Source organism: Halomarina litorea (assembly GCF_024227715.1).
GTDB classification, from domain to species: Archaea; Halobacteriota; Halobacteria; order Halobacteriales; family Haloarculaceae; genus Halomarina; species Halomarina litorea.
In genome coordinates this window covers 637,308-649,509 of sequence record NZ_CP100448.1, presented here as the reverse complement: position 1 = coordinate 649,509, position 12,202 = coordinate 637,308, and the positions used below count along the sequence as shown (strand labels likewise).

Annotated in this window: 13 protein-coding genes; 8 read left to right on the top strand and 5 right to left on the bottom strand. The window is 69.1% G+C overall.

Annotation, left to right across the window (positions count from 1 at the left end; genetic code table 11):
- Positions 1-88 precede the first annotated feature (88 nt).
- The 3 genes from NKG96_RS03575 to NKG96_RS03565 all read left to right on the top strand — a co-directional run bounded on the left by NKG96_RS03575 (position 89) and on the right by NKG96_RS03565 (position 1,722).
- Positions 89-256 (top strand): hypothetical protein, encoded by a 168-nt coding sequence (locus NKG96_RS03575; RefSeq protein ID WP_254537087.1) that lies wholly within the window; start codon positions 89-91, stop codon positions 254-256.
- Positions 257-481: 225 nt separating this feature from the next.
- Positions 482-1,246 (top strand): hypothetical protein, encoded by a 765-nt coding sequence (locus NKG96_RS03570; RefSeq protein ID WP_254537086.1) that lies wholly within the window; start codon positions 482-484, stop codon positions 1,244-1,246.
- 71 nt (positions 1,247-1,317) lie between these two features.
- A complete protein-coding gene (locus NKG96_RS03565) occupies positions 1,318-1,722 on the top strand; it encodes a DUF2267 domain-containing protein (RefSeq protein WP_254537085.1) in 405 nt (134 codons plus the stop codon).
- 46 nt (positions 1,723-1,768) lie between these two features.
- Here the strand turns inward: NKG96_RS03565 and NKG96_RS03560 are convergent, their stop codons facing one another.
- Positions 1,769-2,530, bottom strand: coding sequence for a ferredoxin--NADP reductase (locus NKG96_RS03560; RefSeq protein WP_254537084.1), 762 nt, complete (start codon positions 2,528-2,530; stop codon positions 1,769-1,771).
- Positions 2,531-2,660: 130 nt separating this feature from the next.
- Here NKG96_RS03560 and NKG96_RS03555 point away from each other — a divergent pair, with 130 nt between their 5' ends.
- Complete coding sequence (locus NKG96_RS03555) at positions 2,661-3,869, top strand: metal-dependent hydrolase family protein (protein ID WP_254537083.1); 1,209 nt, start codon at positions 2,661-2,663, stop codon at positions 3,867-3,869.
- A gap of 3 nt (positions 3,870-3,872) precedes the next feature.
- Here NKG96_RS03555 and NKG96_RS03550 read toward each other — a convergent pair whose 3' ends face one another.
- Positions 3,873-4,625 carry an SDR family NAD(P)-dependent oxidoreductase gene (locus tag NKG96_RS03550; protein ID WP_254537082.1) on the bottom strand — a complete coding sequence of 251 codons (753 nt, stop codon included), beginning with the start codon at positions 4,623-4,625 and terminating at the stop codon, positions 3,873-3,875.
- 85 nt (positions 4,626-4,710) lie between these two features.
- Here NKG96_RS03550 and NKG96_RS03545 point away from each other — a divergent pair, with 85 nt between their 5' ends.
- Positions 4,711-5,943 (top strand): DUF7537 family lipoprotein, encoded by a 1,233-nt coding sequence (locus NKG96_RS03545; RefSeq protein WP_254537081.1) that lies wholly within the window; start codon positions 4,711-4,713, stop codon positions 5,941-5,943.
- 12 nt (positions 5,944-5,955) lie between these two features.
- On the opposite strand, the gene NKG96_RS03540 is transcribed toward NKG96_RS03545, so the two are convergent.
- Positions 5,956-6,423 (bottom strand): deoxyuridine 5'-triphosphate nucleotidohydrolase, encoded by a 468-nt coding sequence (locus tag NKG96_RS03540; protein ID WP_254537080.1) that lies wholly within the window; start codon positions 6,421-6,423, stop codon positions 5,956-5,958.
- Positions 6,424-6,638: 215 nt separating this feature from the next.
- Between NKG96_RS03540 and NKG96_RS03535 the strand changes: the two genes are divergently transcribed.
- Positions 6,639-8,612 carry an aconitate hydratase gene (locus NKG96_RS03535; RefSeq protein ID WP_254537079.1) on the top strand — a complete coding sequence of 658 codons (1,974 nt, stop codon included), beginning with the start codon at positions 6,639-6,641 and terminating at the stop codon, positions 8,610-8,612.
- A gap of 63 nt (positions 8,613-8,675) precedes the next feature.
- Positions 8,676-9,221 (top strand): GNAT family N-acetyltransferase, encoded by a 546-nt coding sequence (locus tag NKG96_RS03530; protein ID WP_254537078.1) that lies wholly within the window; start codon positions 8,676-8,678, stop codon positions 9,219-9,221.
- A 1-nt stretch (position 9,222) separates the two neighbouring features.
- On the opposite strand, the gene NKG96_RS03525 is transcribed toward NKG96_RS03530, so the two are convergent.
- Positions 9,223-9,969 (bottom strand): class I SAM-dependent methyltransferase, encoded by a 747-nt coding sequence (locus NKG96_RS03525; RefSeq protein ID WP_254537077.1) that lies wholly within the window; start codon positions 9,967-9,969, stop codon positions 9,223-9,225.
- 172 nt (positions 9,970-10,141) lie between these two features.
- On the bottom strand, positions 10,142-11,437 hold the full coding sequence (gene gdhB / locus NKG96_RS03520; protein WP_254537076.1) for a glutamate dehydrogenase GdhB: 1,296 nt from the start codon (positions 11,435-11,437) through the stop codon (positions 10,142-10,144).
- Between the two features lie 234 nt (positions 11,438-11,671).
- Between gdhB and NKG96_RS03515 the strand changes: the two genes are divergently transcribed.
- Complete coding sequence (locus NKG96_RS03515) at positions 11,672-12,148, top strand: DUF5810 domain-containing protein (protein WP_254537075.1); 477 nt, start codon at positions 11,672-11,674, stop codon at positions 12,146-12,148.
- Positions 12,149-12,202 lie beyond the last annotated feature (54 nt).

Here is a 12,202-nt window from a genome sequence, read left to right as displayed (position 1 = left end):
TCGCGTGTGCGTCTTCGGCGAGGCCCGAACCGACCGTCCTGAAATACCGAACCGGGTATATCCGCTCGCGGGGCCTCATACGTACCCCATGTGGGAACGTGTCTTCGCTCGCTGTGTCGACTGTGCGCACCTCTACGTCGTGCGAGTCGACGGTGAGCGGTTCATCATCCCGACCAAAACCGGCGCGTGTGGCTGTGGCGGGCGGGCCTTCGAGCGCCTGGTCGCCCCGGTCGAGGCCGCAGCAGAGACTTCCTGAGCGGACACCGGGCCGTCCGCGGCCCGACGCCGCTCGCAATACACATAGCCGACAGCGGACGCCCGCGCTCTCAGTGTAGCTGTAATTCGGATAGTCACGTCGTCGGTACGGTAGTGCAAGCCCGGTGGCACGGGCGGTGGCACACATGGCACACGAACTGGAACACGACCGGACGGCGGACGCGGGACGCGGTCGGCTGGCACCCGACCGCGGTCGCAGTGGACGATGGCAGAGCTGACGCGGCGGTCGTTCGTCGCCTCGGTGGGCGCGCTCGGCTCGCTGGGGCTCGGCGGCGGCCGACTCCGCGGCCCCGAGACGCAGCTGAACGTCAAGGTCTGGCTGACCCCCGGGGCCGCCCGGTACGACGGCCTCTGGGACCGGGTCCGGGGCTACCTCGAACGGGCGTTCGAGGGGAGTCACGACGCGATGGTCCTCGAGTTCGGCGGGCGCGTCGACACCTCGACGGAGAACGCCTACGAACTCGTCGTCGGGGGCGAGTGGCCCCAACGGCTCCTCGAAGGGACCGTCCGCGGGTCCCCCTCGCCCAGCGACGACGTGAACCTCCTCGTGACCGACCGGAGCATGCAGGAGTTCCCGACGGGGGCCGGCGTCCCGCACGTCGCGGCCGTCGGCGGGGCGAAGGCGCTGTCGCGGCTCCCGCCGGTCGAGGAGACCGACCCGGTCGTCGAGCGCACGACGGCGACCTACGCCCTGCAGGTCCTCCTCCACGAGGTCGGACACGCCCTCGGGCTGGGCCACGACCACGGCTACATGGCGGGGGAGGGCGACTCCCTCGTCGTCAGTCCGATGGTCAGCGGCTACCCGTGGGAGACCGAGCAGGTGAAAGCCCAGGAGTTCGACCACGAGGAGAGCGTCTGTGGCTGTCGGTACGTCGAGCCGGAGGGTCGCTCCCCCCGGCTCATGCTCGTCTTCTCGGAGTGCGAGGCCGACCGCATCGCGAACTACCGGGGCGGCGTCACTCCCTGGTAGGCGGGGCGCGCCGACACCGCGCACGTGCGGGCCGAGCGCTGTTGTGGCTGACGCGAGTTCTCCCGGACGCTATGGACCACGACGAGTTCATCGGGACCGTCCAGCAGCGCGCCGACCTCGCCGGCCGTGGCGAGGCCGACAGCGCCACCCGCGCGGTCCTCACGACGCTCGGTCAGCGCATCACCGAAGAGGAAGCCGAGGACGTAGCCGCCCAGCTCCCCATGGAGATCGGGCGCTACCTGAACGACGACGTCGAACACGGCCAGCAGTTCGACTTCCCGACGTTCAAGCAGCGCGTGGCCGACACCGCCGAGGCGAGCGACGTTGAGGACGACCCCGAGACCGCCGCGCAGGCGGTCGCGAGCGTCGCCGTCGAGGCGACCGGCACGGGGCAGATACAGGACGTCGTCTCGCAGTTCCCGGAGAACGAGGGCTACGGCGGCCTGCTGGCCGGCGTCGAGGAAGCCGAGACGTAAGTCGAGGCCGGGGTCCTCCTCCGCCCGCTCTCGCTCGACAGCCGCGCTACTCCCCTTCGACGGCCCCGTCCTCCCAGCCCTCGGTGTGGACCCGGTCGTCGGGCGCGCCGAGGTCCGATAGTTCCTTCGCCGTCTCGACGACCATCTCGGGGACGCCACAGACGTAGAAGTCGCGGTCGTCGAACGTCTCGAACAGGGCGCTCAGGTGCTCCTGAACGTGGCCGGTCGGCCCGTTCCACGTGTGGTCGCTCTCCGAGAGGACGACGGTGAGGTCGAGGTTCTCGTGTTCGCTCGCCAGTTGTTCGAGCGTCTCGCGGTAGATGACGTGCTCCTCGCTCTTCTCGCCGTAGAGGAAGTGGACGTGGCCCTCGCCGCGTTCGAGGTACGCCTTCAGCATCGCCAGCATGGGCGTGATGCCCGTCCCCGTCGAGACGAAGGCGACGTCCTCCTCGAACGATTCGACGGCGAGGTTCCCCGCGAACTCGCCGAGTTCGACCTCGTCGCCCGGTCGGCGCTGGTGCATATACGCCGAGGCGAGGCCCTCGTCGTAGGCCTTGATGGCGAGGGTTATCTGGTCGGTCCCGGGCGTGTTCGTCGCCGTGTAGGGGCGGACGACGTGTTCGCCGGTCGGGTCGGCGTCGTCGTTCCCGCGGGCGGTGTCCTCCGGCCCCTGCCCCTCGAAGTCGAACTGGACGGTGGTGTGCTGGCCCGGGTCGAAGTCGAACTCGTGGCCCGGCACGCGCAGGCGGAACTGCTTGACCGTCGGGGTCAACTGGACCACGGAGACGACCTCGGCTGTGTGGGTCATGCGTTCGACGCGAGGGGCGTGAGGGGGAGAAAGGTTCGAGTGCCGGTTGGTGTCACCGCCTCCTCGGGAACCGAGCGGTCGCCGGTCACCGGTCGCGAGAGCTATGTCCCCACCACCCACAGGGGGTGACGTGACCACGTTCGACTGCGGCACGCTCATCGACGGGACCAGCGACGAACCGCGCCACGACGTCCGCCTCGTCGTCGACGAGGACGGGCGAATCGCCGAGGTGGGCGACCCCAATTCGACCGACGCCCACGACGAACACTACGAACACGATGTAGTGATCCCGGGCCTCGTCGACGCCCACGTCCACCTCTCGGGCATCCGGACGATGGACCCGATGCGCTGGGTCCGCGCCGACGAGTCGACGCTCGCAGTGCGGGCCACCGCCGACCTCCGGAAACTGCTCGCGGCGGGCTTCACGAGCGTCCGCGACGTGGGAAGTACGGCAGGACTGGCGCTCAAGCGCGGCGTCGAGGAGGGCGAGGTGCCCGGCCCCCGGGTCTACACCTCGGGGCGGAGCATCTCCCAGACGGCGGGCCACGGCGACTCCCATTTCCTCCCGCTGGAGTGGGTGGAGAACGGCACCTTCCTCTCGACGCTGGCCGACGGCGAGGACGAGTGCCGCAAGGAGGCCCGGCGACGCATCCGGCAGGGCGTCGACTGTCTGAAGATAATGACCACCGGCGGCGTCCTCTCGGAGAAGGACGCCCCCGACCAGAGCCAGTTTACGGACCGCGAGATTCGGGCGTTCACCGAGGAGGCCCACCGCGTGGGCATCCCCGTCGCCTCGCACGCGCAGGGCGCTCCGGGCATCAAGAGCGCACTGGAGAACGGCGTCGACACCATCGAACACGGCTTCTACGTGGACGACGAGGCCATCGCCCTCTTTCTGGAGACGGACGCCACCTTCGTCCCGACGCTCGCCATCATGCATCGCATCGTGGAGTACGGCGACGAGTACGACATGCCTGAGTGGGGCCTGCGGAAGGCCCGCGAGGCGCAGGCGGCGCACTTCGAGTCGGTCGAACGGGCCTACGACGCGGGCGTCCCTATCGCCCTCGGGACGGACTTCATCGGCCCAGCCCTCGTCCCGCACGGCGAGAACGCGCTGGAGGCGGAACTGCTCGTCTCCGAGGTGGGGGTGGACGAGATGGACGCGATACGGGCGGGAACGGGCGTCGCGGCCCGGACCGTCCCCGGCGACGACGTCGGCATCGTAGAGGAGGGACGGTTCGCCGACCTCGTCGCCCTTGAGTCGGACCCGCTGGCGGACATCGGGGCGCTCAGGGACGTCGAGGCGGTGTACAAGAGCGGCGAACTGGTGTCGCTGTAGGGGTCAGAACTCCTCGACGGACGGCCGGAGGTCGAGTTCCAGCGTCCACGCCGTCCGGTCCTGTTCGACGAGGTTCCAGTACTGCCTTGCCACCTCGTCCGGGTCGAGGTAGGCGTCCGCCTCGCGGTCGCCCATCGACTCGCGCGCACTCGGGGTGAGAATCTGGCCGTCGATGACGACGTGCGCGACGTGGATTCCCTCGGGGCCGAGTTCGCGGGCCATCGACTCGGCCATCCCCCGACAGGCGAACTTCGCCGCCGAGAAGGCGACGGCACCGCCACGGCCCCGGACGGAGGTGGTCGCGCCCGTGAAGACGACCGTCCCACCCTCGCTACCAGAACGCCCCGCGTTCTGGTCGCTCGCCGAGGTTTCCTCGGCGTAGTTGTCCAGCATGTCCCTGACCGCCTCCTGCGAGCAGTAGAGCGCACCCATCGGCCCGACCCGCAGGGCGTCCTCGAAGGCCTCCGGGGACACCTCCATCGTCCCCTTCCACGGGGCACCGCTCGCGTGGTTGACGAGGACGTCGACGGGGCCGAAGGCGTCGCGGACCGCCTCGAACCCGCGTCGGACCTCGGCGGGGTCGGTGAGGTCCGTCGGGACGGCGAGGGCGTCCGCGCCGAGGTCGTCCGCGAGGTCCTCCAGGTAGTCCGCCGACCGGGCGAACAACCCCACCCGACACCCCTCCTCGACGAAGCGACGGGCGAGCGACTCCCCGAGTCCCGGGCCGACGCCGGCGATGACCGCGGTTCGTGTCATGACCGGGAGACGCGGGCGACCGTCAAATGGTTTGGCGTGATAACAGCAAGAATGATAGTCTCTGAATAGATAATTTCTATCGGATATGGCACACACTCGCATCTTGTCGGTCGTCTTGCTCGCGGTCCTCGTGACGACCGCCGGCTGTTCCGGTCTGCTGGGCGACGCGTCCACCCCCGGGGAGACGCCCGCAGTCGACCGAACGACGGATACGAACGCGACGGACGCGACCGCGACGAACGACTCGACCGCGACGGCTACCCCCGCCGAGACCGACCTGTCGTCGCTCGCACCCGACGCCGTCCGCGCGCGCCACACCGAGGGGCTCCGTGAGGCGGGGTCGTTCAACGCGACCCGGTCGATAACCATCGCCTCGAACGACTCCACGAACCCGTTCAGCACGTTCTCGCTCACCAGCGAGTTCTCGGTCGACTTCGAGTCCAACCGGTCGATAGAGCGCTCCTCGTTCTTCGGGACGACGGTGACCTACACGGCCGCCAACGGGACGACCTACCGGCAGCAGATGCTCTCCGAGGACGCCTCGCCCGAGGACGCGTCGTACAGCGTGAGCGACCCCGACGACGACAGCCTGTTCGGCCTCGACCCCGTCAACGTCACGGAGGCCATCGGGACCGACGCCCTCGTCGTCGGCGAGAATGTCAGCTACGAGGCCGTCGGGACCGAGACGGTCGACGGCGTCACGGTCACGCGCTACGAGACCAGCGGCGTCGAGCAGTTGAGCGGCGAGAACCTGCTCGGCAACGGCACCATCGAGGGCGAGGACACGCGCGTCGAGAACTTCACCGCGACGCTCCTCGTGGACGGCGAGGGGATCGTCCGCCTCACCGACTGGCACATCGAGTTCGTCGACACCGCGAACGGGACGGCCTACGAACTCGGGGTGCGCCACGAGATTTCGGCGGTCGGCGAAGTCGTCGTGGAGGAACCCGGCTGGCTCCAGTACGTCGACGACAGCGGTCCCGGCTACGAGACGCCGACGAACTGCTCCGCACCGAGCGCCGAGGGCACCATCGGGCAGACGCCCGCCGGCGACGGCACGTACAACGTGACCTTCGAGGCCGCGTCCGTCGGCCAGGACACCGTCGTCCGCCTCACCTACGAGGGTGTGGGCTACGAGAACTACATCCAGCGGGCGGCGTACTTCTCGGACGACGTCGCCCGGACGAAGGGGCTCGAACCCGGCACCGTCGTGGAGGCCGTCGCGGAGAACAGCTGCGGGGGCACCGTCGTCCTCGCGACACACACCGTCGAGGCGGGCGCCGACTCGTCGGCGAACGCATCGAGTACCGCCTACTGACTGCCCGCGGACCTACTCCTCGACGTTCTCGCCCTGATAGGACCCCTCGTAGGTCCCCTCGTGGTCCGCACGCGCGAGGACCAACTGGGCGACGCGCGCGCCTGCCTCCAGTTCGACCGGGTGGTGGACCTGCAGGAGGCCCTCCCCCCGCCCCCGGTAGCCCGCGTCCCAGACGGCCGTGTTGAGCATACAGGAGTTGCGCATGAGCGACGACCGGGGGTAGATGAACCCGACGTGCTCGGCGGGGATGCCGACCGTCTCGGCGTACCGGAGGACGTACCCGCCCGACGGGAGCGTGAAGGTGTCGTCCTCGGCAGCGAGTTCGCGGCGCTCACCGATGTCTTTCCCTTCGCGGCCGATTCGACCGGGTGTGACCTGCTCGAAGACGGTGTCGAGCGTCAGGTCGAGACCGTTGGGCTGGACCTGGTCTTCGGACACCGGCGAACACTGCTCTGCGACGAACGCGCCGCTTCTGAACATGGGCAGGATGACGGGAGCGACCACATGACGCTTTCCGAACGCGCCCGCGGCACCGTCTGGCGGTTTTCCGGGGACGGAACCTTCGTTATCGTTCGTGGGGATTCGACGATTGTTCAGGGTCAGAACTGCCGAATTCAGGGGTTTTAGGCCATCCTAGCGCAAACGTGGCCGAACACGGGTGATTTATATCCGTGGGCAGTCGAGGTTCGCACGATATGGGACAGACGCTCACCGAGAAGATTCTCGCCGACCACCTCGTCGAGGGAGAACTCGAGACGGGAGAGGAGATCGGCATCGAGATCGACCAGGTGCTCACCCAGGACACGACCGGCACGCTGGTCTGGCTCCAGTTCGAGGCCCTCGGCCTCGACGAGGTCCAGACGGAACTCGCCGCGCAGTACTGTGACCACCAGACCTACCAGTTCGACTTCAAGAACACGGACGACCACCGCTTCCTCCGCTCTGCGGCCGGCACGTTCGGGGCGCACTTCTCTCGCCCCGGCAACGGTATCTGCCACAACGTCCACAAGGAGAACTTCGCCGCGCCCGGCAAGACGCTCCTCGGTTCGGACTCCCACACGCCGACGCCCGGCGGCCTCGGCCAGCTCGCCATCGGGTCCGGTGGGCTGGACGTCGCCGTCGCGATGGGCGGCGGCCCCTACTACATCGAGATGCCCGAGGTCGTCAACGTGCGACTCGAGGGCGAACTGCCCGAGTGGGCCACCGCGAAGGACGTCATCCTCGAGATGCTCCGTCGTCTCTCCGTGAAGGGCGGCGTCGGCAAGATCTTCGAGTACACCGGCCCCGGCGCGGAGAGCCTCTCCGTGCCCGAGCGGACGACCATCACGAACATGGGGACGGAACTCGGCGCGACCTCCTCGCTGTTCGGCACCGACGAGAAGACGAAGGAGTACCTCGCGAAGCAGGGCCGTGAGGACGAGTACGTCGAACTCTCGCCCGACGACGACGCCGAGTACGCCGACGAGATCACCATCGACCTCGCGGACCTCGAACCGCTCATCGCCAAGCCGTCGATGCCCGACAACGTGGTGCCCGTCCGCGAGGTCGCCGGCCAGTCCGTCGACCAGGTCATCATCGGCTCCTGTACGAACGGCGGCTACGAGGACATCCTCCCCGGCGCGAAGATGCTCGAGGGCCGCGAGATCAACAAGAAGACGGAGATGATCGTCGCGCCCGGCTCCAAGCAGGCCAGCGAACTGCTCGCCCGCGAGGGCTGGACGGCGGAGATGATGGCGGCCGGCGTCAACTTCTCCGAGGCGACGTGCGGTGCCTGCATCGGCATCGGCCACGTTCCCGCCTCCGACTCCGTCTCGCTGCGGACGTTCAACCGCAACTTCGAGGGTCGCTCCGGCATCGAGGACGACAACGTCTACCTCTGCTCGCCGGAAGTCGCGACCGCGGCCGCCCTCAAGGGCGAGATCGTCGACCCGCGCGACCTCGCCGACGAACTCGGCGACCTCGAGGCGCCCGGCCTCGAACTGCCAGAGCAGTACGACGGCTCGAAGGCGGACCTCATCGCGCCCGACGAGGCCGTCGACGACGACCTCGTCAAGGGCCCCAACATCGGCGACGTGCCGCTGAAGGACTCCCTCGAGTCCGACCTCGAGGGGCCGGCCCTCCTCAAGATGGAGGACAACATCACGACCGACCACATCATCCCTGCCACGCAGGACATCCTGATGTACCGGTCGAACATCCCCAAACTGAGCGAGTTCACGCTCTCGCGCGTCGACGACACGTTCGCGGAGCGCGCACTGGAGAGCGACGGCGGCTTCCTCGTCGCCGGCGAGAACTACGGGCAGGGCTCCTCGCGTGAGCACGCCGCCCTGTGTCCGATGTACCTCGGCATTCAGGGCGTCTTCGCCCAGAGCTTCGCCCGCATCCACAAGGCGAACCTCTTCAACTTCGGCCTGCTCCCCCTCGTCATCGACGAGGAGACCTACGAGCGCTTCGAGCAGGGCGACGACATCGAGATCGTCGACGACGTGAGCGAGGCCGTCGAGTCCGGCCAGGAGGAGTTCACCTTCCGCGTCAACGACGACTGGGAGGCCACCGGCCGGCTGGAGGCCTCCGAGCGCGAGCGCCGCATCCTCGCCGCCGGCGGCAAGCTGTCGCTGACCCGCCAGCAGTACGACGAGGAGGGCGGCGCGGCACCCGCCGACGACTGAGACCGCTCCCGATTTCTCCGATTTTTTCGCCTCACCGAGCGACCGCGCTCACCCCGACCACTCATGCCGGTCGACGTTCTACGGGGTGTCGTGACGACCACGCCCCGCGACGCGGACGCCACCCCTACGGTCCGGCAGGCGGAGCGCGGCGACCTGCTGGAGGTGTTTCGCATCGAGCGCCGGGTGTTCCCCCAGCCGTGGCCCTTCGAGGCGTTCGAGCGCTTCCTCGACGAACCGGGGTTCATGGTCGCCGAGTGCGCGGCCGACGGCGACAGCGACGGGTCGCGCGACTGGCGACGGGGCGAACGCGCCGTCGCGGGCTACGTCGTCGCGGACCTCACGCCCAACTTCGGGCGGGACATCGGCCACGTGAAGGACCTCGCGGTCGACCCCGAGTTCCAGGGGCGGGGCGTCGGGACCCTCCTCCTGAACCACGCGCTGGCGACGGTCGAAGCGCAGGGCGCCCACGCGACGAAACTCGAGGTGCGCGAGGACAACGACCCCGCGCTCGCGCTCTACCGGCGACACGGGTTCGAACACCGGCGGACCGTCCCCCGGTACTACGCCGACGGGACGAACGCGCTGGTGCTGGTCCGCACGCGCGAGTGAGTCAGGTCCGCTTCGCCAGTACCGCCTTGTAGTACGGCGCCTCCGGGTCCCTCCGCCGCACCTCCCGCACCGACCAGGGCGTCCCCACGCAGGCGTCCCGGAGGCGGGCCGGCGAGAACAGGACGAACGAGAGCGACGGCCCGACCAGTCGCTCACCCGCGCGGTCGTACTCGACGTGGAACGCCCGTCGGCAGACGCCCTCGCGGGGGTCGGGCCGGTGGCCGCCGAACTCGTCGGGGGCGTCGATGCGCGCCGGGTCGTAGCTGTCGGCGACGGCGACCCCGGACTCGTCCGTGACCCGCGCGAGGTCCGCGAGCAGTTCCGAGACGCCCGCGAGCGACCCGCCGAGGCCGAGTTGCGTCCCGTTGAGGAGGGCGGTCCGGAACGCCTCCCGCGGGAACTCCCCGGGCAGGTCGAACATGTCGGCCACGCGGGCGTCCTCGACGCCGCGTTCGCGGGCCGCCCGGACGGCGTTCGGCGAGACGTCGAAGGCCGTCACCTCCGTGCCCCGGTGCTGGAAGGTCAGGGCGTGTTGCCCCGCGCCACAGCCCACGTCGAGGACGGGACCGTCGAGCGAGTCGTACAGGACCCGGCTGTCGGGGTGCCAGTCCCTCGGGGAGCCGAAGTAGTTCTCCTCGATGTACGCCGGCCACACCTCGCCCCCGTCGCGGTGGACGGCCTCGCCGCGCAGGCCGCCGCGCTGGAAGTCGAGCATCGCCGTCCCGAGCGCGTCCTCGTCGGACTCCATACCACGACAGAGCGTATCATTTGTAATAAATTCGTAACGAATTGTGGTACCGAACCACGAACTGGGGTGCGATCCGGACCCCCGCAACCGTACGACATACTCCCGTCGGTCCCCGACCGACGACGGATGACGCTCGGCTAGCCCTGTACGAACCACACCCTCCGTCGCCCGCCTACGGCCAGAGGCCGCGGGCGGTGTGGGCGTCGACGACTCGCTGGAGGCCGACGACGTAGGCGGCGTCGCGCCACGAGAGGTCATCGCTGCGGTCGAACGTGGAGCGGACGTCGTCCCACGCGGCGAGCATCTCCGTCTCGAGTTCCTGGTTGACGCGTTCGAGCGACCACGACCGGCGGTTGATGTCCTGGAGCCACTCGAAGTAGCTCACGGTGACGCCGCCCGCGTTCGCGAGGATGTCCGGGATGACGGGGACGCCGCGGGACTCGAGAATCTCGTCGGCGGCGAACGTCGTCGGCCCGTTGGCGCCCTCCACGACCATGTCCGCCCGGACGTCGGCGACGTTCGATTCGGTGACGACGTTGCCGATGGCGGCGGGGATGAGGACGTCCACGTCGAGTTCGAGGAGCGCCTCGTTCGAGAGCGTCTCGGGGGCGTCGTAGCCCGACACCATGCCGGGGCGCTCGTCGTGGCCCATCACGTCGTTCGTGTCGAGGCCGTCGGGGTCGTAGATGGCCCCGTCGACGTCGCTCACGGCGACGACGGTGGCACCCCACTCGTCGAGGAGGCGGGCGGCGTTCGCGCCGACGCTCCCGAAGCCCTGTACGGCGACGGTGGTGTCGGTGAGGTCCCAGTCGTAGTAGTCGACGGCCTCGCGGGTGATGATGGCCACGGAGCGACCGGGGGCCTCCTCGCGGCCGTACGAGCCACCGATGACCGGCGGCTTGCCGGTGACGACGCCGGGGGTGGTCTCGCCCTCCTGCATGGAGTAGGCGTCCATAAACCAGCCCATCGTCTCGGGGTCGGTGCCCATGTCGGGGGCGGGGATGTCGGTCATGGGGCCGACGTCGGCGCGCAGTTCCTGTGCGAACCGACGGGTCAGCCGTTCCTTCTCGCCCGACGAGAGGTCCTTCGGGTCGACGACGACGCCGCCCTTCGCGCCGCCGAAGGGGAGGTCCATCACGGCGCACTTCCAGGTCATCCACATCGCGAGGCCGACGCACTCGTCCTCGCTGACCTCGGGGTGGTACCGGAGGCCGCCCTTGTAGGGGCCGCGGACGCTGTCGTGCTGTGCGCGGTAGCCCGTGTACACCGTCACGCTCCCGTCGTCGCGTTCGAGGGGCAGCGAGACGCGTGAGACGCGCCGGGGGTGTTTGAGGCGCTCGACGACGTTGCCGTCGATGTCGAGGTGCGCGGCGGCCCGCTCCAGCTGGCGGCGGGCCGTCGCGACGGCCGACTCGGGTTCCGCGTCCGGTTCCTCGGGACGCTCGGCCGTCTCTGGTGCGGTGGCCATCTCAGCGCCACCCCGCAGGTCCGTCGGTGGTCCGTCGGTTGCGATTCGCGCCCTCGCCGACCGCCCTCGCGACCCGCATCGGTGTCATGTGCACCGCTATTCCGACGATACATATAATATTAATCTATATATGCTATATTAACACAGTTGCGGGGGAGAGATGAGCACGGTTGTTCATCACAAACTCGTGCCGACAGCGCCACCGCTTTCCCGCTGGCGGCGCTCTCGGGGTGTATGGGATACGCCTGTCCGGTCTGTGGGACGCCGCAGGCGGACGCGACGCACCTCGCGAACCACCTCGCGTTCACGGCGCTCATCAGGAACGACGACCACGAGGCGTGGCTGGACGACCACGTTCCGGGATGGGGCGAACGGGGCGAGGCCGAACTCGCCGAGGCCGTCGTCGAGTACGCCGAGGAGGAGGAGTTCCCGCAGGTGTTCGAGGATACGGTGAACGAGGCCGGGGAACACCAGCACGACGACGAGCGCTCCGGGCGACTGTTCGAGGACGCCGGCCACGCCCACGACCACAGCCCCACACACGGCCACGGTACCCCGACCCCCCCGCCGGCCCCGATGGACGAGGAGACGGAGGCCATCGTGGAGGAGGCCCGCGAACTGACCGAGCGGATGCTCGCAGACGAGGAGGAAGGCGAGGAGAGCGAAGCGACGGACGCGACCACGGACGACGCCGAGCGCGACGAGGAGTAGGTCCCCCGCCCCCACGACCCGCTTTCACGACTACTAACTACCGCCCCCGCGTAC